13 protein-coding genes and 2 other annotated features are annotated in these 17,541 nt (G+C 56.4%); of the genes, 7 read left to right on the top strand and 6 right to left on the bottom strand.

Annotated features, from left to right (window positions below):
- Positions 1 to 103: 103 nt before the first annotated feature.
- Complete coding sequence (locus ACTUHY_RS07230; RefSeq protein ID WP_442827179.1) at positions 104 to 1,222, top strand: 5-methyltetrahydropteroyltriglutamate--homocysteine S-methyltransferase; 1,119 nt, start codon at positions 104 to 106, stop codon at positions 1,220 to 1,222.
- Positions 1,223 to 1,271: 49 nt separating this feature from the next.
- Here the strand turns inward: ACTUHY_RS07230 and ACTUHY_RS07225 are convergent, their stop codons facing one another.
- Complete coding sequence (locus ACTUHY_RS07225; protein WP_442827178.1) at positions 1,272 to 3,803, bottom strand: YadA-like family protein; 2,532 nt, start codon at positions 3,801 to 3,803, stop codon at positions 1,272 to 1,274.
- Between the two features lie 227 nt (positions 3,804 to 4,030).
- Complete coding sequence (locus ACTUHY_RS07220) at positions 4,031 to 4,942, bottom strand: NAD(P)-dependent oxidoreductase (protein ID WP_442827177.1); 912 nt, start codon at positions 4,940 to 4,942, stop codon at positions 4,031 to 4,033.
- A gap of 188 nt (positions 4,943 to 5,130) precedes the next feature.
- Between ACTUHY_RS07220 and ACTUHY_RS07215 the strand changes: the two genes are divergently transcribed.
- Entirely contained in the window at positions 5,131 to 6,636 is a 1,506-nt protein-coding gene (locus tag ACTUHY_RS07215) for an ArnT family glycosyltransferase (protein WP_442827176.1), read from the top strand.
- Positions 6,637 to 6,662: 26 nt separating this feature from the next.
- On the opposite strand, the gene ACTUHY_RS07210 is transcribed toward ACTUHY_RS07215, so the two are convergent.
- From ACTUHY_RS07210 to ilvB (ACTUHY_RS07195), 4 genes are all read right to left on the bottom strand, one after another.
- On the bottom strand, positions 6,663 to 7,220 hold the full coding sequence (locus ACTUHY_RS07210) for a methylated-DNA--[protein]-cysteine S-methyltransferase (RefSeq protein WP_442827175.1): 558 nt from the start codon (positions 7,218 to 7,220) through the stop codon (positions 6,663 to 6,665).
- 120 nt (positions 7,221 to 7,340) lie between these two features.
- Positions 7,341 to 8,603 (bottom strand): ATP-binding protein, encoded by a 1,263-nt coding sequence (locus ACTUHY_RS07205; protein WP_442827174.1) that lies wholly within the window; start codon positions 8,601 to 8,603, stop codon positions 7,341 to 7,343.
- Positions 8,600 to 9,139, bottom strand: a complete 540-nt coding sequence (ilvN, locus tag ACTUHY_RS07200) for an acetolactate synthase small subunit (RefSeq protein ID WP_442827173.1) — start codon at positions 9,137 to 9,139, stop codon at positions 8,600 to 8,602. The genes ACTUHY_RS07205 and ilvN (ACTUHY_RS07200) overlap by 4 nt, the downstream gene beginning before the upstream one ends.
- 45 nt (positions 9,140 to 9,184) lie before the next feature.
- Positions 9,185 to 10,879: a biosynthetic-type acetolactate synthase large subunit gene (ilvB, locus tag ACTUHY_RS07195; protein ID WP_442827172.1), complete on the bottom strand. Its 1,695-nt coding sequence runs from the start codon at positions 10,877 to 10,879 to the stop codon at positions 9,185 to 9,187.
- A gap of 147 nt (positions 10,880 to 11,026) precedes the next feature.
- Positions 11,027 to 11,266 (bottom strand) — a binding site (T-box leader).
- 234 nt (positions 11,267 to 11,500) lie between these two features.
- Between ilvB (ACTUHY_RS07195) and ACTUHY_RS07190 the strand changes: the two genes are divergently transcribed.
- The 5 genes from ACTUHY_RS07190 to ilvN (ACTUHY_RS07170) all read left to right on the top strand — a co-directional run bounded on the left by ACTUHY_RS07190 (position 11,501) and on the right by ilvN (ACTUHY_RS07170) (position 17,372).
- Positions 11,501 to 12,982: a HAMP domain-containing sensor histidine kinase gene (locus ACTUHY_RS07190; protein WP_442827171.1), complete on the top strand. Its 1,482-nt coding sequence runs from the start codon at positions 11,501 to 11,503 to the stop codon at positions 12,980 to 12,982.
- On the top strand, positions 12,982 to 13,665 hold the full coding sequence (locus ACTUHY_RS07185) for a response regulator transcription factor (protein WP_442827170.1): 684 nt from the start codon (positions 12,982 to 12,984) through the stop codon (positions 13,663 to 13,665). The genes ACTUHY_RS07190 and ACTUHY_RS07185 overlap by 1 nt, the downstream gene beginning before the upstream one ends.
- Positions 13,666 to 13,798: 133 nt before the next feature.
- Positions 13,799 to 14,038: a binding site (T-box leader), on the top strand.
- A gap of 87 nt (positions 14,039 to 14,125) precedes the next feature.
- Positions 14,126 to 15,136 (top strand): ketol-acid reductoisomerase, encoded by a 1,011-nt coding sequence (ilvC, locus tag ACTUHY_RS07180; RefSeq protein WP_297861912.1) that lies wholly within the window; start codon positions 14,126 to 14,128, stop codon positions 15,134 to 15,136.
- A 38-nt stretch (positions 15,137 to 15,174) separates the two neighbouring features.
- Complete coding sequence (gene ilvB, locus ACTUHY_RS07175; protein ID WP_442827169.1) at positions 15,175 to 16,872, top strand: biosynthetic-type acetolactate synthase large subunit; 1,698 nt, start codon at positions 15,175 to 15,177, stop codon at positions 16,870 to 16,872.
- The gene (gene ilvN, locus ACTUHY_RS07170) at positions 16,869 to 17,372 is read left to right on the top strand and encodes an acetolactate synthase small subunit (RefSeq protein ID WP_278675715.1); all 504 of its coding nucleotides are present in this window, start codon (positions 16,869 to 16,871) and stop codon (positions 17,370 to 17,372) included. The genes ilvB (ACTUHY_RS07175) and ilvN (ACTUHY_RS07170) overlap by 4 nt, the downstream gene beginning before the upstream one ends.
- Positions 17,373 to 17,541 lie beyond the last annotated feature (169 nt).

The raw sequence follows: 17,541 nt of genomic DNA, 5'->3' as shown, positions 1-17,541 counted from the left end.
TCAAGCTATAGCAACTGGTTTCTTTTCTGTATTATCCAAATTCCCATGACCGTGGTATACTTTCCCCATGGACAAAACCTGAATGTATGGGAGGATATAGACCATGACCAAAAACAAACCGCCTTTTCGCTATGATATCGTGGGCAGTTTCCTGCGTCCTGCCGCTTTGAAAGAAAAGCGGGAAGCTTTTGCCGCCGGGACCATCCCTGCCTCTGACTTGAAGGCCGCTGAAGACGAAGCCATCCGGGACTTGGTGGCCAAGGAAAAAGAAGTGGGACTCCAAGCCGTCACCGATGGAGAATTCCGCCGCCGATACTGGCACCTGGATTTCCTGACAGAACTGGAAGGAGTTACGGAGATTTCCGCGGAAAACTGGTCCGTCCATTTCAAAGGGGCCCAGCCCAAAGCCCGGACCGCCAAAATCACCGGACCCATCGGCTTTGGAAGGCATCCCTTCCTGGACCATTTCCGGTTCCTGAAAGAAACCGCAGGAGAAACCCTGGCCAAGATGACCATCCCTTCCCCCAGCATGCTGCACCTGATCTGCTGCGTCCGGGAAAAACACTATGAACCCATTCCCCGCTATCAGGACCAGAACCGGCTGTTCACGGACATCGCCCTGGCCTACCAGCAGGCCATCCGTTCCTTCTACGCCGCCGGCTGCCGGTATCTGCAGCTGGATGACACCAGCTGGGGGGAATTCTGCGACGCCGACAAACGGAAGGCGTATGCCGAACGGGGCTTCGACTTGGATGAACTGGCCGATCACTATGTAGACATGATCAACCGGGCCCTGGAAGCCAAACCCGATGACATGACCATCACCATGCACATCTGCCGGGGGAACTTCCGTTCCACCTGGTTCTCCAGCGGCGGCTACGAACCGGTGGCGGAAACCCTCTTCGGCCGCTGCCGTGTGGACGGATTCTTCCTGGAATACGACAGTGACCGGGCCGGTGGCTTCGAACCCCTCCGGTTCATCAAAGGCCAGCAGGTGGTCCTGGGACTGGTGACCTCCAAGACCCCGGAACTGGAAAAAGAAGAAGACATCATCGCCCGGATCCGGGAGGCGGAAAAATACGTTCCCCTGGACCAGCTGTGCCTGAGTCCCCAGTGCGGGTTCTCCTCCACCGAAGAAGGGAACCTGCTGACGGAAAAAGAACAGTGGGCCAAGCTCCGGCTGATCCGGTCCATCGCAGAAAAAGTCTGGGAAGATGCATAAAACAAAGGTCTGTCGCACAGGCGGCAGACCTTTGTTTTATGCATTCTTCCTATTGGATCCGGGATCCGTAGACATCCCGAGATTCTTGTTTCTCTTTGCTGTTTTCACTGTTGACCCTTACCCGCTCCACTTTATGCCGGTCATTGTCTTTCCCGGAGATCCGGTCCACCCGGAACCGTTCAGCTTCCTGGATCTGGGTCAGTTCTGGTTTGAATTCTTCTACGGATCTGGCCATGTCAGCATCCACCGGTGCTCCATTCTGCAGTGCCCGATAGATGACGGCCGCATATTCGTACCGGGTCATGGTCCGGTCTCCCTTGAATTCTCCATCCGGATAACCTTCCAGATAGCCCCGTTTCCGAAGTTCTTCCACATATCGGCAGGCCCAGTGAGTTTCCGGCACATCGCTGAATTTCCCAACCAGCGGGCTGGCTGCTGGTGTCCCCTGGAGTTTCAGGGTCTGGAGAATCTGGGCATTCTGGTTCTTCAGCATTTCCACGGTGGCCCGCAGGTCGATGATTTCCTTGGCCATGGCCACTTTAGACCTTGTCACATGGTTCCCCTGCCCCAGTTTGAAGGTCACTCCGGCGTTCACCATGTTTTCTCCTCCTCCGAAGGAGCCGCCCACACTGAACATCATATCTTCCGTCGGCCGGTAGTAGGCTCCGATGGCTACCGCATGGGCACCGGCATAATTCCCATAGCCGGCGGCAAAGTCCCATTTGTCATCCGGATCAAAGTCCAGGGGCTGGAGCGCAGCCAGGGCGGCTGCTCCGGCTCCCACCCGGTTCACCCGGGCGTCCAGCTTGTTCAGGGAATTCCCCAGCTGGGTGATGTTCTGCCGGTTCTCCTGGACCATCTGGTTGGTGGCGTGGAGCTGGCTGCCGTTCACCGCATCCATGGAAGTGGCTGACACCTCGCCCGGCGCCAGTCCGGTAATGGAAAGCCCTTTCATATCCATGCCTTCTCCATTCAGGATCGGCCCCTTTTCCCCGATGGTCACACTGTCTACGGTAATATCCTTATCCAGGTGGATATGGATATTGTCCACGGTCCGGCCATTGGCGTCAGTCGTAGAACTGGATGCCGTATGGATATTGTCCCCGCCCAGTACATTGACGACTCCTCCGTCGTTGAGCCGGGCCGTATTCCCATCGTCCGTGGCAAAATCCACTTCATTGGACACATAGCCTACATGAACCGGTCCGCCGTCATCGACTTCCGGCTGCTCTGCCATCACCCGCCGGGGAGCAGGCCTGGGAGGAGCTGGAGAGGGCTGATCGGGAGCGGCATCCAGCTGCTCCAGATTGTACGGGAATTCTTCTGGATTGGACAGGATGTGTACCGTTCCGTGTTCGTTGCTCAATCCGTTCAGATTGGCTTTGATAGTGTATTCCGAGCCCAGTTTCTCCACGATGATCCCCTCTCCGGCATGGATGGAAATCCGGGCATCGCTCATGGCTTCCTTCAGCTGGGCCACGTTCACCGCGTCGGTGTCTTCCGTGCCGGCGGCCAGATTGATGATCTGCCGGGTCCGCTGGGGAATCAGCCTGCCATCTTCATCCTGGGAAGGACCGGCCCCTACGGACACGGCACCCCAGCTGGACTGCCAGGCAGGAGAATCGTCCTGCATCCAGCCGTACACCGGATGGTACCCCTGTCGTCCGGCTTCCCGGTCGGCCACGGAGCTCATACCCAGAGCCACGGACCCAGTAACGGAAGCGCTGCTCAAGAGACCTATCGCCGTACCCCCTTTACCGGTAACCTGGCTGGCAGCCCCTACGGCCGTGCCCTGAAGGACGGCTTGGCTGTTATACCCCAGGGCAGAGGCGAAGTTATCAGTGGCTTTGCTGAAGCTGCCCAGGGCCACGGAAGCCAGTCCGGAGGATTCGGAATGGGCCCCTACGGCAGTGGAATGTTCACCAGCCGTTCCGCCTTCATTCATGCCATTGGCCATGATGCCGATGCTGGTGCTGTATACGCCTTTGCTCTTGGCCTGCTGGCCCAGGGCCACGGCCCCTTCTGCAGTGGCTTCGGAATAACTGCCCACCGCAGTCGTATACAGGCCTACCGCATGGCTTTGTTCCCCGATGGCAATGGCATTGGTTCCGTTGGCTTCTCCCTGGGATCCGGTTCCGATGGCAATGGCATCCAGCCCCGTGGCCCGAGATCCGTTCCCTATGGCCAGAGCCCGTTCTCCATCCGCCTTGGCATCATTGCCCAGAGCCGTAGCGCCCATGGTCCCATCGGCATAAGCCCCGGCTCCAACAGCCAGAGAATCCGTTCCCACCGCACCATCGTTCAGGTAATTTCGATTCCGGTTGCCATCTTCCGGGTTCACACTGAAATAGTGGACAGCAGCAGGAGGACTTTCTGCACTTTCTCCCGCCTCTGCCGCCAGAACAGGTCCGCCATGCAGCAGCGTCAGTCCGCAGAAAGCCGCCAGCAGCAGCTTTTTCAACCCGCCTCCCTGCCGGTTCCGGGCTTCACTGCGGCATCCGGAACAGCGTGAAATCAGTTCAGAACCCACCATATAGCAGTTCCGGGTTTCGTTCCACACTACCTTAAAGATCCTGTTCATACCATGGCACCTCCTGACAAAACTATAGTTGGAGTAAAAAATTGAATTTTCCGTCTTTATCCTGCGTTTTCTTTTCTCTTTTCTCCTTTAGGTGCTTTTATTATACAAAAATCAGCAGTACTTGACACTGTACTATAGTACAGGTTTTCAGAAGATTTCTTCTGTCTTGACTTAAGCGGACAGCAAAAAAAAGAGGCCGCCGCACAAAACATGCAGCAGCCCTTTTGTCAGCGTCTGACAGGCAACGGTTCTTTGGGTTCCCGACGGCATTCCACCCCCAAAAGATCTTCATAAAACCGGATCATAGCCCCTTTGTACAGGTCGCCTTCCCCATGGCGGAGGGCCAGCTGATAGGTCTGCATGGTTCCCTGCAAGGTAGGCAGTGGGACCTGGAACCGGGTGGTCAGTTCTGCCATATGAGCCATGTCTTTGTAAGCCCGTGCCAGGGAAAATCCGTAGGCGAAATCCCCTTCCAGCACCTTGGGAATCAGGTGACAGGAAGCATAACTGGATCCGGAAGCTGTCATTAGGACTTTGCCCAGTTTCTCCGGAGACAGCCCCAGTTTCGCTCCCAGAGGCATCAATTCACAAAAAGCTGCTGTGCAGATATTCAGGCAACAATTGTTGATCATCTTGGTCAGCTGCCCGCTGCCGCTTTCCCCCATATACAGGATGGTGCTTCCTACCGCTTCCAGAAGGGGCTTCACTTGGAGAAAAGCTTCTTCCTCCCCGCCCACCATAATGGTCAGTGTGCCATCGTCGGCCTTGGCCTGATGGCCGGAAATGGGAGCATCCAGATAAGCCACCTCCCGTTCACGGCAGCTTTCTGCCAATTCCTGGGCTTCCAGATAACTCAGGGTACTGCAGTCCACCAAGATCGTACCTGGAGCCAGGCACTCCAGCAGTCCCTCTTCTTCCAAAAGGACCTGTCTGACCGCCGCTCCATCCGGCAGGCAGAAGAAAATGACCGAACTGTCCGCCGCATCCCGGTTCCAGGTACTGATGGCAGCCCCCGCCTGCTGGAAAGGGATCAGATGCTCTTTTTTCCTGGCAATGGCCCGGACCTCCAGTCCCTTTTTCAGCAGATTCCGGCACATCCCGCCGCCCATGACGCCTACCCCGATAAAACTGATCTTCATTGTTTCTCCACCCTTTCTGTCTGCTGCCTACACCACCATCCATGATGCCCTGCAACAGGAACGTTTTTGCAATGATTGCTCTTTTTTCCTTCTTTTACAAGATTTTTATCCTTTTCTTTTCCTTTGTTTAAGATTCCTTTATGTTCGCCTCCTATACTGGAAACAGCAAACAGGAGGAGGGATATTCCATGGAATACTGGGAAAATGACAAGGCGCCTCTGCCGCGGGTCTACCACAGGCACTGGCCAGCTTTTTTGCTGTTCCTCCTTTGCCTGATCCTGTTCTTTGCAGCCAACAGCCAGCTGCTGATCACGGACCCGGTGGAATCCAACTATACCCTCACTGCTAAGGAAATGCTGGCCTCCGGAGACTGGCTCTCTCCCCGGATCTACGGGAACTATTGGTACGACAAACCCTGGCTGTTTTACGGCGAACTGCTGTTGGCCTTCCAGCTTTTCGGAGAGACTTCCTTCGCAGCCCGTTTCTTCTCTGCGGTCTTTGGTACCATCGGGGTCCTCCAGACCTATTGGTTCGCCCAGAAACTGTACAACCGGAATATCGGATTCCTCAGTGGCCTGATCATGGCTACCAGTGTGGAATATTTCTATCTGGCCAAAGCGGTGATCACTGATATGACCCTTTTCGTCACCCTGGACGGCGCTTTGATGCTGTTTTACGTAGCCAAAAGAGAAAGCCGCCCCCGTCTCTTTTACGGAGCCTATGCCCTGGCCGGCCTGGCCATCCTCACCAAGGGACCTCTGGGCCTGGTGCTGCCGGGGCTGATCATCCTGGCCTATCTGGCCGGGAACCGGGATTTCCATACCCTGACCCACATGAAACTGGTCCGGGGGCTCCTGCTGGCCCTGGGGATCGCCGCCCTGTGGTACGGTCCCATGATTCTTCTCCACGGCACCGATTTCCTCACCGGCTTCATCGGGGTCCACAATGTACTCCGGGCCACGGTATCCGAGCATCCCCGGAACAACACCTGGTGGTATTATTTCCTGGTTTTCCTCATAGGCTGCTTCCCCTGGAGCCTGAGCCTGCCCTGGCTGTGGAAGGAATATAGAAAGAGACTGACGGACCGGATCAAATACCGGATCTTCTGGAAAAGCCTGGATGATCAGCAGCGGTTCCTGTTCCTATGGGGATCCGTCACCTGGCTGTTCTTTGAATGCATGGCCACCAAATACCCCACGTACACCTTCCCCAATCTGCCGCCTTTGGCCATAGGCCTGGCCTGTGCTTTCCCGACTCTGGAACAACAGTACTGGATCAAACGGACTGCCCTGTCCATGGCCCTGCTGCTCACAGTCCTTTCTTTTGTCCTAGCTCCCCAGCTGTGCCAGCAGTCTTCCGCTTGGGGGGCGGCTCAGGTGGTCACGGCCCTCCCTATGCCGGAAGTCCTGGTATATGTCTATGGAGGCCGGTATCCCGTATCCTTCACCTATTACAGCGGAATCCCGGCCCCCCGGCTGGTGACCCGGCAGCGGCTCCGAGAACTGCGGCTGGAAGGGATCAGCTGGAACGCCAAGAATATGATGCCTTTCGCAACTCTGGAAGACCTGCCGGACAAAGGCCCTCTCGTGGTCCTGGTGGACCGGAGCAGCCAAAAGGACTTTCTCCAGGCTCTCCCGGGCAACTGGGAAAAGCATGGGGAAGGCGGCCGTTGGGTCATCTGGACAAGAGAATAAAACCGCTACCGCAGGGACTGCCTCTTTTACAAGGCAGTCCCTTTTTTTGGTATAGTGAAGCCGGAGGCTTCCAGATCGATGCCTTCATGTTCCAGCAGCCACACCTTCCGGGGCATGCCGCCTCCGTATCCAGTCAGGCTTCCGCTGGATCCCACCACCCGGTGGCAGGGAATGATCAGGCTGATGGGATTGTGGCCCACGGCTCCCCCTACCGCTTGGGCCGACATCTGTTTCTTCCCCATCTTTCCAGCCATCTGCCGGGCGATGGCCCCATAGGTCAGGGTCTTTCCGTAAGGGATGGTCAGCATGATCCGTCCCACCTGCTGCCGGAAATCACTGCCGGACAGTTCAAGAGGAGGGGTGAAACCAGGATCTTTCCCCTGGAAATACAAATCCAGCCAGTGGCGAGTCTCCTGGAATACAGGGAGATCCGGCTCTCTCCGGGCACCATCCAGTTCCTGCTCCCCAGGCTCATATCTTTCCCCCTGGAACCACAGCCCATAGAGAGCCTCTCCATAGCTGGTCATGATCATGTCTCCCAGAGGCGTCGCCACCCGATCCATGTACAATACTTTTTCGTCCATGTTTTCCCCTCCTTTTCTGCCTATATTATACCAAAAAGGGCTGTTGCATAGGTAACAGCCCTTTTCGGAGGTCTCGAGACTCGAGACCGGGGTGTTGCACATAACGTGCAACACCCACTCTCAATGATTCCCCAGATACCACTGGACGAACTGTTTGGCGATCCGGCCGTTCCGACCGGAATGTTCCATTTCCCAGCGCACGCCCTGGATCCGCAGTTCTTCCGGGGACAGCTTGATACCTTCTTTCTGGAGCTCGTGGTCGATGATGGCCAGATATTCCTGCTGGGTGGGAGCTCCGAAATGGAGGATCAGTCCGAATCGGTCGGACAGGGATATGGATTCATTGGTAGCATCCTCCCGGTACACTTCCGCTTCCAGCTCGTCACTCCGATCCGCCCAGGTTTCCTTCAGCAGATGGCGCCGGTTACTGGTGGCGCACAGCATCACATTGTCCGGCTGAGGAGCAGCCCCACCGTCAATAGCAGATTTCAGGTATTTGTATTCTTTTTCATTTTCATCAAAGGACAGATCATCGAAAAAAAATAAGAACCGGTGGCTGCGGATCTTTCCCGCCCGTTCCATGGCAGCCGCCAACAGATGGAGCTGATCCCGTTTGATCTGGACCAGCCGCAGTCCCTGGGCGCTGAACAGAGGGATCAGTGCCTTGATAGAAGTGGATTTCCCTGTGCCCCGGCTGCCCGTCGCAAGGACATTGTTGCATCCCCGTCCGGCCATGAACTGCCGGGTATTGGCCAGGAGCTTTTCTTTCTGTTCTGCATATCCCAAGATATCTTCCCATGCGTAATGAGGGAAATCGGTGATTCCCTGGAAGCGCCCCTTGGCATCCAGGCAGAAAGCTTCGTACCGGGCCATTTTTCCCCGCCCATACCGTTTATAATGCTGGAGTAGGATCCCGGCCTGCTGGGCGGCTTCTGGGGTCTCCAGCAGCTGACGGGCCAGCTGGTTTTCCAGGCTCTCCTGGGAGGCCGGACAGATTGAGGCATAATGATCATAGAACCCGTCCCCCAGCACATCGCTGCCAGTAAGGGTCAGGAAGGAGCGCAGTCTTTCCATATCCCGCGTCAGGGCCGCCAGCAGTCCGCTCCCCGTATCCCCCTTGGATTCTACCATCTGACCCGCCAGGTTATTCCCTTCACTCAGGAGATGGAAGAAATACCCCTGCCACAAGTTCCCGGAAAGCCCCAGCTCTTCTGCCTGTTCCAGCAGAGCTTCCCGGGCCCGGGCCAGATATTTCTCCCGTTCCGGATGCTGCTGGGCCTTCCGCAGATTGATGATCACCGGATCCCGGTGCAGGGGCCGGAGCACTGTCAGCGTAGAAAAAAGCCGGAAATCAGCAACTGTTTCCGAAATCGTCTGTTTCATGGCTGTCCTCCTTCCGTTCCCTGGGGCACCAGCAGACTGTCCTTGACGGTCTGGGGACCTCGTCCCAAGGCGATTTGACCGGTGGTTGCGATTTCCAAGACGGTATAGTTCTGGAGCATCTGCCGCAGGGCCTGGATATGGTCCTGCCGCCCGGTCAGGCGGAGGATCAGGGAATCCGGGTACACATCTACGATCTTGGCATGGAACAATCCGGCGATATTGGTCAGTTCTTCCCGGATCTGGGGCGTGGGCGCACTGACCTTGATCATGGTCAGCTCGTAGCTGACAAAAGGTGCATCATCCAGGTTCACCACCTTGATCACATCGATCAGATGGCTCAGCTGATGGATGGCCTGATCCAGCTGGAACCGGCTTTCCACTCCCACCACCAGATTGATCCGGCTGATTTCCGGAATTTCCGTATAGCCTACGTTCAGGCATTCGATATTGATGTTCCGGCGGGCAATGAGCCCCGCCACATGGGATAGGACACCCGGCCGGTTATTGACCAGGAGTGCTATATGCTGCCATTTCATGATTTTTCTCCTTTATGCTTGGTCTGTACTTCCGCTGCTTCGCCTTCAATCCTCTCGTCCCAGGATCATCTGGTCCAGTCCCTTGCTCCCCGGCACCACCGGGTAGACCCGTTCATCTTCCGGGATGGTGATTTCCAAAAGGGCAGAATCCTCTGTACCGAACAGGAAATCCAGCCCTTCTCCCAGTTCTTCTGGACAGGAAATGCTCCGGGATGGAATGCCCATGGCTTCCGCGATTTTTGCCATAGAAGGTTTCCGGATCAGTTTCGTTTGGGAATACCGCCCACCCCGGAACAAACCCTGGAGCTGGCGCACCATGCCCAGCTGGCCGTTTTTCAGGACGATGGTCTTCACCTGGATCCCATAGGTAGGCAGGGTCGTGAATTCCTGACAGTTCATCAGGATGCTTCCGTCCCCGGTGATCAGCAGAACCGTTTTATCCGGTTCTCCCACTTTGGCCCCCAGGGCAGCCGGCAGACCGAAGCCCATGGTCCCCAGCCCTCCAGAAGTGATGAAATGCCGGGCTTCCAACGTGGGGAAGAATTGGGCTGCCCACATCTGGTGCTGGCCCACATCAGTGACCACGATGGTATCCCGGGGAGCCCGGGCTGCCGCTTTTTTCAAGGCGGTTTCCGGAGAGATCCCGCCAGCGCAGGCATGAGCAACACAAGGGACTTCCGCTTTCATAGCTTCCGCCTGTTCCCGCCAGGGAGCTACCTGTTCCCGGAAATCTTCTGCCAAGGGATCCACCAGCTGGCTGAACAGAGGCAGGGATTCCCGTAAATCTCCAGGCACAGCCACCTGGACCGGGATAATCTTATTGATTTCCCCCGGTTCCACATTGAAATGGACGATCCGGGCTGCTGGAGCAAACAGACTGGCTTTGGCTGTGGAGCGTTCGTCGAACCGGACCCCGAAGGCCAGCAGCAGATCACATCCGGACACAGCCATATTGGCCGCATAGCTGCCGTGCATCCCCAGCATACCCAGATGCTGGTCCAAGGTATCCGGCACGGCCCCTTTCCCCATCAGGGTGGTGACCACCGGGATCCCGGTCTTTTCTGCCAGATAGGTCAGCACCCGTCCGGTATCCGAGAGAATCACCCCGCCTCCAGCCATGATCACCGGCCGGCGGGCCCGGCGCAGAGCTTCTGCTGCCCGCTGCACATCGGCCTGGCGGGGATGCTGGCTGCCCTGGTAGCCCAGCAGATGGACTTCTTTAGGATACTGGAAGTCCAGTTTGGCATCGAACACATCGGTCACGATGTCGATGAGTACCGGACCCGGCCGTCCGGTCCGGGCAATGTAAAAAGCCTCCTTCAGCACCTGGGGCAAGTTTTCTGCCTTCCGGACCAAATAGTTGTACTTGGTGATGGGGGTGGTGATCCCGGCGGTGTCCGCTTCCTGGAAGGCATCCTGCCCGATCAGGGAGGTGGCCACCTGGCCGCTGATGATCACCAGGGGGATGGAATCCATATTGGCGGTGGCAATGCCCGTCACCATGTTGCAGACCCCGGGGCCGCTGGTAGCAATACAGACCCCCACTTTCCCCGTAGCCCGAGCATAGCCGTCCGCTGCATGAATGGCCCCCTGTTCATGGCCGGTGAGGATATGGGGGAAGCCGGTTTTGTAAATGGCATCATACAGGCCCAAGACGGCTCCGCCGGGGTATCCAAAGACCACCGGGACCTGTTCTTCTTTTAAACTTGCAAGGATGGCTTCTGCGCCGGTCATTTCCATACGGTTCCTCCTTTAACGATTCCTGTCCTTTTCAAATGGGCTCTGGTATCGAAGCCCTCATCCTTTTCAAATGGGTCCTGGTATCGTGACCCGCGGTCTTTGGAAAGTTGATTTGACGGTGCCGCAGAAATAAAAAATCCGTCCCTGAAAAGGGACGGAAAATCCGCGGTACCACCCTGATTCCCCGGGCATTGCTGCGCCGGGACACTTTGCCACGTACAATCATACGCGCTTCCTATAACGGGGAATGCCGTCCAGACCTACTGCCAAAAGGTTCAGCCTGTCTCCTCCGGGACCAGTTTCCTCCTGCCCGGTCTGGCAGCTTCCACCGTCCGCTGCCTCTCTGCAAAACCCTTCAGAAGTACTCATTCCCATCCTGGGATTGGGGATTTAAAATTGTGAATTGGATTTATTTTATCTTCCACATGGACGTATGTCAACCGTTTTCACGAAGAAAGTTGCATTTCTCCTGTTTTTCACGATTTATTGTAATGTATTATACAGATCCTTCACGGGAAGATGATCCATTTGGTGCGGGACGGCCAGTGTAAGACAATGGTATAATAAGAGACGATATGAAAGAAAGGAGTATCCTGCTTCGCAAGGCAGGATGTGGACTCTATGCGCTGGAAAGATCTGCCCATCCGGAAACGACTGCTGGCCGCCAACTACCTGATGATCCTGACGCCCGTCCTTTGTTTCACCTTGCTCAGTCTGGGGATCTTCTGGATCTTTGGCCTGGAGAACCTGAACCGCAGCAGCATCATTTCCTTTATCTGGCCGGAAAGCGGCCCCACTCTGACCATCCAGTTCGAACTGACCCGGCTCCGGGTCCGCTCGGACCATTTCAAGCCGGACAATCCCCACCCGCTGATGCGGGTCACCGAACATCTGGAAGACCAAGGTCTCCAAGTCCTTTTGGTCCGAAATGGCGTTCCTTTCCATGTAACTCCAGGCAGAGAAGCTGAAGCCATCCGCTCCGCCACTCTCCAGCAGGTGCCGGAAGGACAAGGGGGCATCAGCTGGGGCAGAAAGGGCCTGGCTTTCCATTACCGCTCCCTCCAGACAGGGGTGGAAGCCTGGGTAAAGGGGCCGGCCCCGCTGGTGGAAGGAGATGACCTGTTCACTCTCCATTCCAAAGAACTGTTCAAAGGCAGCTTCATCGGTGCTTTCCTCCTAGTGCTGCTGGCTGCCGCTCTGGCAGGTCTGACTCTCAGCCGGCTCATGGCCCGGCAGCTGCTGAAACCCCTGGGAAAACTGCGCCGGGTGGCTGCCCAGGTCAGCCGGGGGGATCTGGACACTCCCATCCAGGCGGACAGCCGGGATGAAATCGGGGACACCTTACGGGCTTTTGAAAAGAGCCGCCGGGAACTGTTCCGGGCCCGGCAAAAACGCGAGCAGGATGAACGGAGCCGGAAGGAAATGCTGGCCGGGATCGCCCATGACCTGGCCACGCCCTTGACCAAGATCCAGGGCTATGCCTCCGGAATCCAGGACGGCATTGCAGATACCCCGGAAAAACGGCAGCGCTATCTCCAAAAGATCCTGGAAACCACGGAAAACATGGCCCAGCTGAACCAGACCCTCTTTCTCTTTTCCAAGCTGGACCTGGACCAGATCCCCTTCCACTGGGAAACCGTGGATCTTTGTTCCTATATGAAGGATTACGTAGAAGGGCAGCGGGATCACTGGGAACAGAACGGGCTCCAGCTGACCTTTTCCACCGCCCTGGCCGCTGCCCCTATCCGGATGGACCGGGATCAGTTTGCCCGGGTGCTGGACAACCTGGTGAGCAACAGCTGGAAATACAAAACGGGAAAAGCCGGTACCCTGGCTATTGTCCTGGAATCCCAAGGGAAGAAGCAGGTCCGGCTGGAACTAACGGACGACGGTCCCGGCGTGGCTCCGGAGCAGCTGGAACGGATCTTCGAAAGCTTCTACCGGACGGACCGGGCCCGGAGCCATGTAGCTGCCGGCAGCGGCCTGGGACTGGCCGTGGTCCGAAAAATCGTGGAAACCATGAAAGGAAGGATTTGGGCCGAGGCCAACAAGCCCCGGGGCCTTAAAATCCACATGGAATTTTCTTTGGAGGAATCAATCTAATGCAAAAGATCTTGATAGTGGAAGATGACCGGGATATCGCAGAACTGGAACGGGATTATCTGGAAGCCAACGGCTTTGCCGTGGAAATCGCCGGAGACGGCCTGACAGGAGAAAAGGCCGCTCTGGATGAAAAAGTGGATCTGTTGCTCCTGGACATCATGCTCCCAGGGCAGGACGGATTCCAGGTCTGCCGGAGGATCCGGGAAAAGCGCAATATCCCCATCCTGCTGGTATCCGCCCGGCAGGAGGATGTGGACAAGATCCGGGGTCTGGGCCTGGGGGCGGATGACTACATCGTCAAGCCCTTCAGCCCCGGAGAGCTGGTAGCCCGGGTCAAATCCCATCTCAGCCGATATCAGCAGCTGACCGGACAAGAAACAGGGCGGCAGCTGCTCCAGCGAGGAGACCTGTCCATCGATCGGGAGGGACACCGAGTCTATCTCAAGGGAAAAGAAGTCCCCATGCCCAACAAGGAGTTCTCTCTGCTGCTGTTCCTGGCCGAAAATCCCGGTGTCGTATTCAGCAAGGAAACTTTGTTCGAACGGATCTGGGGAGAAGATTCTCTGGGAGACACGGCCACGGTATCCGTCCATGTGAACCGGATCCGGGAAAAAATCGAGGCCACGGCCAAACCGGAATACATCGAAACGGTGTGGGGCGTAGGCTATCGGTTCAGAAAATAGGTCATACTGACTATTTCAATCGTTACATTTTTTGTTATGCATATGCTATTTTGAAACTTTTTTAAAAACCTTGTTGACAACTGTTCACGCACAATGTATACTGACACCATCCTTTTCAAACCAAGTGAACAAGGCAAATCCCATGAAGGGAACGAGTACTTTGCCTCCCGTTTCTCCCAGAGAGCTGACGATGGTGCGAGCCAGCAGAAACCGGCAAACGAAAATCCTCCCCCAGGAGCCTGCTGAAGCCCAGTAAGCATGGACGGTCTTCCCCCGTTAGCCGGAACACGTATGTTAGTACGTAGCAGAGTGCTTCGCGCCAGCAATGGCCGGAGAAGCAGGGTGGTATCGCAGAAATGTTTCCGTCCCTATTTCTATAGGGACGGATTTTTTTTTTACGAGAAACCGGCTCTGCCACGTATCCCCCATTTTATTTCTATTTTCAAAGGAGATGTTTCCCATGGCAAAAGTATTTTATGACAAGGACGTTAACTGGAGCGTACTCAAGGACAAGACGGTGGCTATCATCGGCTACGGCAGCCAGGGCCATGCCCATGCCTTGAACCTGAAAGAAAGCGGCGTCAACGTGGTAGTCGGCCTGTACAAAGGCAGCAAATCCGCCGATGTAGCCCGGGCCGCCGGCCTGGAAGTCAAGACCGTACCTGAGGCCGTTGCGGCAGCCGATGTGACCATGGTCCTGATCCCGGATGAAAAACAGGCCGATGTATATAAAGCCGAAATCGCTCCCAACCTGAAGAGCGGCAGCGCCCTGGCTTTTGCCCATGGCTTCAACATCCATTTCAAACAGATCGTCCCTCCGGCAGATGTGGACGTATTCATGGTCGCTCCCAAAGGCCCGGGCCATCTGGTCCGCCGGACTTTCGTTGAAGGCGGCGGCGTACCTGATGTATTCGCCGTAGAACAAGATGCCACCGGCAAATGCTTCGATCTGGCCCTGGCCTATGCCAGAGGGATCGGCGGTACCCGTGCCGGAGTCATCCAGACCACTTTCCAAGAAGAAACAGAAACCGACCTGTTCGGGGAACAGGCTGTCCTGTGCGGCGGCATCTGCCAGCTAATCACCAACGGGTTCGAAACTCTGTGCGAAGCCGGCTACCAGCCTGAAATCGCTTATTTCGAAACCTTCCATGAAATGAAACTGATTGTAGACTTGATGTACGAAGGCGGCATGGCCAAGATGCGCAAATCCATCTCCGACACCGCTGAATACGGAGACTACACCGCCGGCCCGAAAGTGGTGACCCAGGATTCCAAGGCTGCTATGAAGCAGGTCCTGAAAGACATCCAGGATGGCACCTTCGCCAAAGACTGGCTGCTGGAAAACCGTGCTGGAGGCCGGGCTCACTTCCTGGCTATGCGCCGTCAGCATGCCGAACATCCTATCGAAAAAGTCGGGGAAAAACTGCGCAGCATGATGCCCTGGCTGCATGAAAACGACAAAAACGAGTAATCAGAAAGAATCCAGTTTTAAAGGAGGCAGGGGAAACTATGAAAATCACCGGTGCAGAAGCCGTCATCGAAAGTTTGCGAAAGGAACAGGTCCAGGTTGTCTTTGGATACCCTGGAGGAGCCGTACTGAGCCTGTATGATGCTCTGTACCGGATGGAATTCCCCCATATCCTCACCGGCCATGAACAGGGAGCCGTCCACGCAGCAGACGGCTATGCCCGGGCCACCGGCAAGGTAGGTGTCTGCTTTGCCACCAGCGGTCCTGGGGTCTGCAACATGGTCACCGGCATCGCAACCGCCAATATGGATTCCATCCCGATGGTAGTGATCAGCGGCCAGGTGGCTACCCCTCTGATCGGCCGGGATTCCTTCCAGGAAGCGGATATTTCCGGCATCACCACCCCTATCACCAAGCACAATTACCTGGTAAAGAAAGTCCAGGACCTGCCCCGGGTATTGAAGGAAGCTTTTTACATCGCCCGGAGCGGCCGTCCCGGGCCGGTGCTGGTGGACGTGGCCAAGGATGTATTCGATACTCCCTTTGACTACGAATATCCGGAAACGGTCTCCCTCCGGGGCTACCAGCCCCTCCAGGAAGGCCGGGAAGAAGAAGTGGAGAAAGCCCTGGATGCCCTGCGGCAGGCCCACCGGCCTCTAGTAATGGTAGGTGGTGGCGTGGTCCTGTCCAATACGGCAGAACCGCTGCGGCAGATTGTCCGGGCCGCCAGCCTGCCGGTGGTGTACACCCTCATGGGCAAAGGCGCCATCCCTGACAGCTGGGAAGAGAACCTGGGCATGGCCGGGATGCACGGCACCTGGACCGCCAATATGGCCATCACCCAGTGTGATCTGCTGCTGACCGTGGGAGCCCGGTTCGATGACCGGGTCACGGGATCCGTAGCCAACTTTGCGCCTAAAGCCCGGATCGTCCATTTCGACATCGACCAAGTAGAGATCAACAAGATCGTCCATGCGGACCTCAGTGTCAATGGAGATCTCCGCTGGTCCCTGCCGGCCTTCTGGAAAAAGCTGGAAGCCAATCCCATTCCGGCCGTCCAGACCGTTACCTGGCGCCAGGAGCTCCAGGAAATGAAAGCCGGCCACCCGGCGGGGACCCGGCCTTCTTCCGAGAAAGGCCTGTCGCCCCAGGTAGTGCTGGAAGAAACGGCGAAAAAAGCGGGTCCGGACGCCCTGGTGGCTACTGATGTGGGCCAGCACCAGATGTGGGCAGCCCAGTTCTATCCGGTCTCCCACCCCCACCATTTCATCACCTCCGGCGGCCTGGGTACTATGGGATATGGTCTCCCTGCCGCCCTGGGCGCCCAGCTGGGTAAACCGGACAAACCGGTGGTGCTGATCACGGGGGATGGCAGCATCATGATGAACTGCCAGGAATTCGTCACCCTCCACAAATACGGGATCGCCGTCAAGACCGTGGTCCTGCGGAACAATACCCTAGGCATGGTCCATCAGTGGCAGGGCATGTTCTACAAAGGCCATTTTGCCGAATCCGACCTAACGGCCAACCCATCCATTGCCGGCGTGGCCCAGTCCATGGGAGTACCGGCCTGGACAGTGGAAAGAGAAGACCAGCTGCCAGAGGCCCTGGACAAGCTCTTTGCCCAGGAAGGGCCGGCGCTCTTGGAAGTGACCATCCCACCGGACGAAAATGTCTATCCCATGGTCCCTGGCGGAAAAAAACTGGATGAAATGGTAACAGGAGGCGACAACGTATGATCCGACAGCATCTGGCCATCCTGGCCGACAACAAGCCCGGGGTCCTGACCCATGTAGCCGGACTCATCAGCCGCCGGGCCATCAACATCGAGTTCATCAATGCTGGCTACACGGAAGAGAGGGACGTGACCCGGATCAATATCGTGGTATCGGTGGAAGACCGATATGAACTGGACCAGGCTATCAAACAGCTGGCCAAGCTCATCGACGTGATCAAGGTGGTGAACCTGGATGACGCGCCCTTTGTCAGCTATGAGCTGGCCATGATCAAGGTCAGCGCCCCCACCCCTCAGGTGCGGGAAGAAGTAGCCAGCCTGGCGGAACTCTTCCATGCCAAGGTGGTGGACGTCCAGAAACAATCCCTGGTGCTCCGGCTCACCGGCCGGGAAGACCACATCGACGCCCTGCTGGAAGTCTTGGAAGACTATGAAATCATCGAAATCGCCCGGACCGGACAGATTTCCCTGAGTCGAGGATTGGTTCCGGTGAAAAAGATGTAAATGGAAAAGCAGGTTTCGCCAAAGGCAGAACCTGCTTTTTTCGGTTCTATAATAAATGTTGGGGTCTTGTGGACACTCCTGTTCACAAGACCCCTTGTCTTACGATAAAATAAAGACATATCTAAGCTACATTTCACCTCAACCACCACGAAGAACTGAAAGGAGAATA

This window comes from Acidaminococcus nyctereutis (genome assembly GCF_052216985.1).
Lineage (GTDB): Bacteria > Bacillota > Negativicutes > Acidaminococcales > Acidaminococcaceae > Acidaminococcus > Acidaminococcus fermentans_A.
This window is presented reverse-complemented; position numbering and strand designations above follow the sequence as displayed.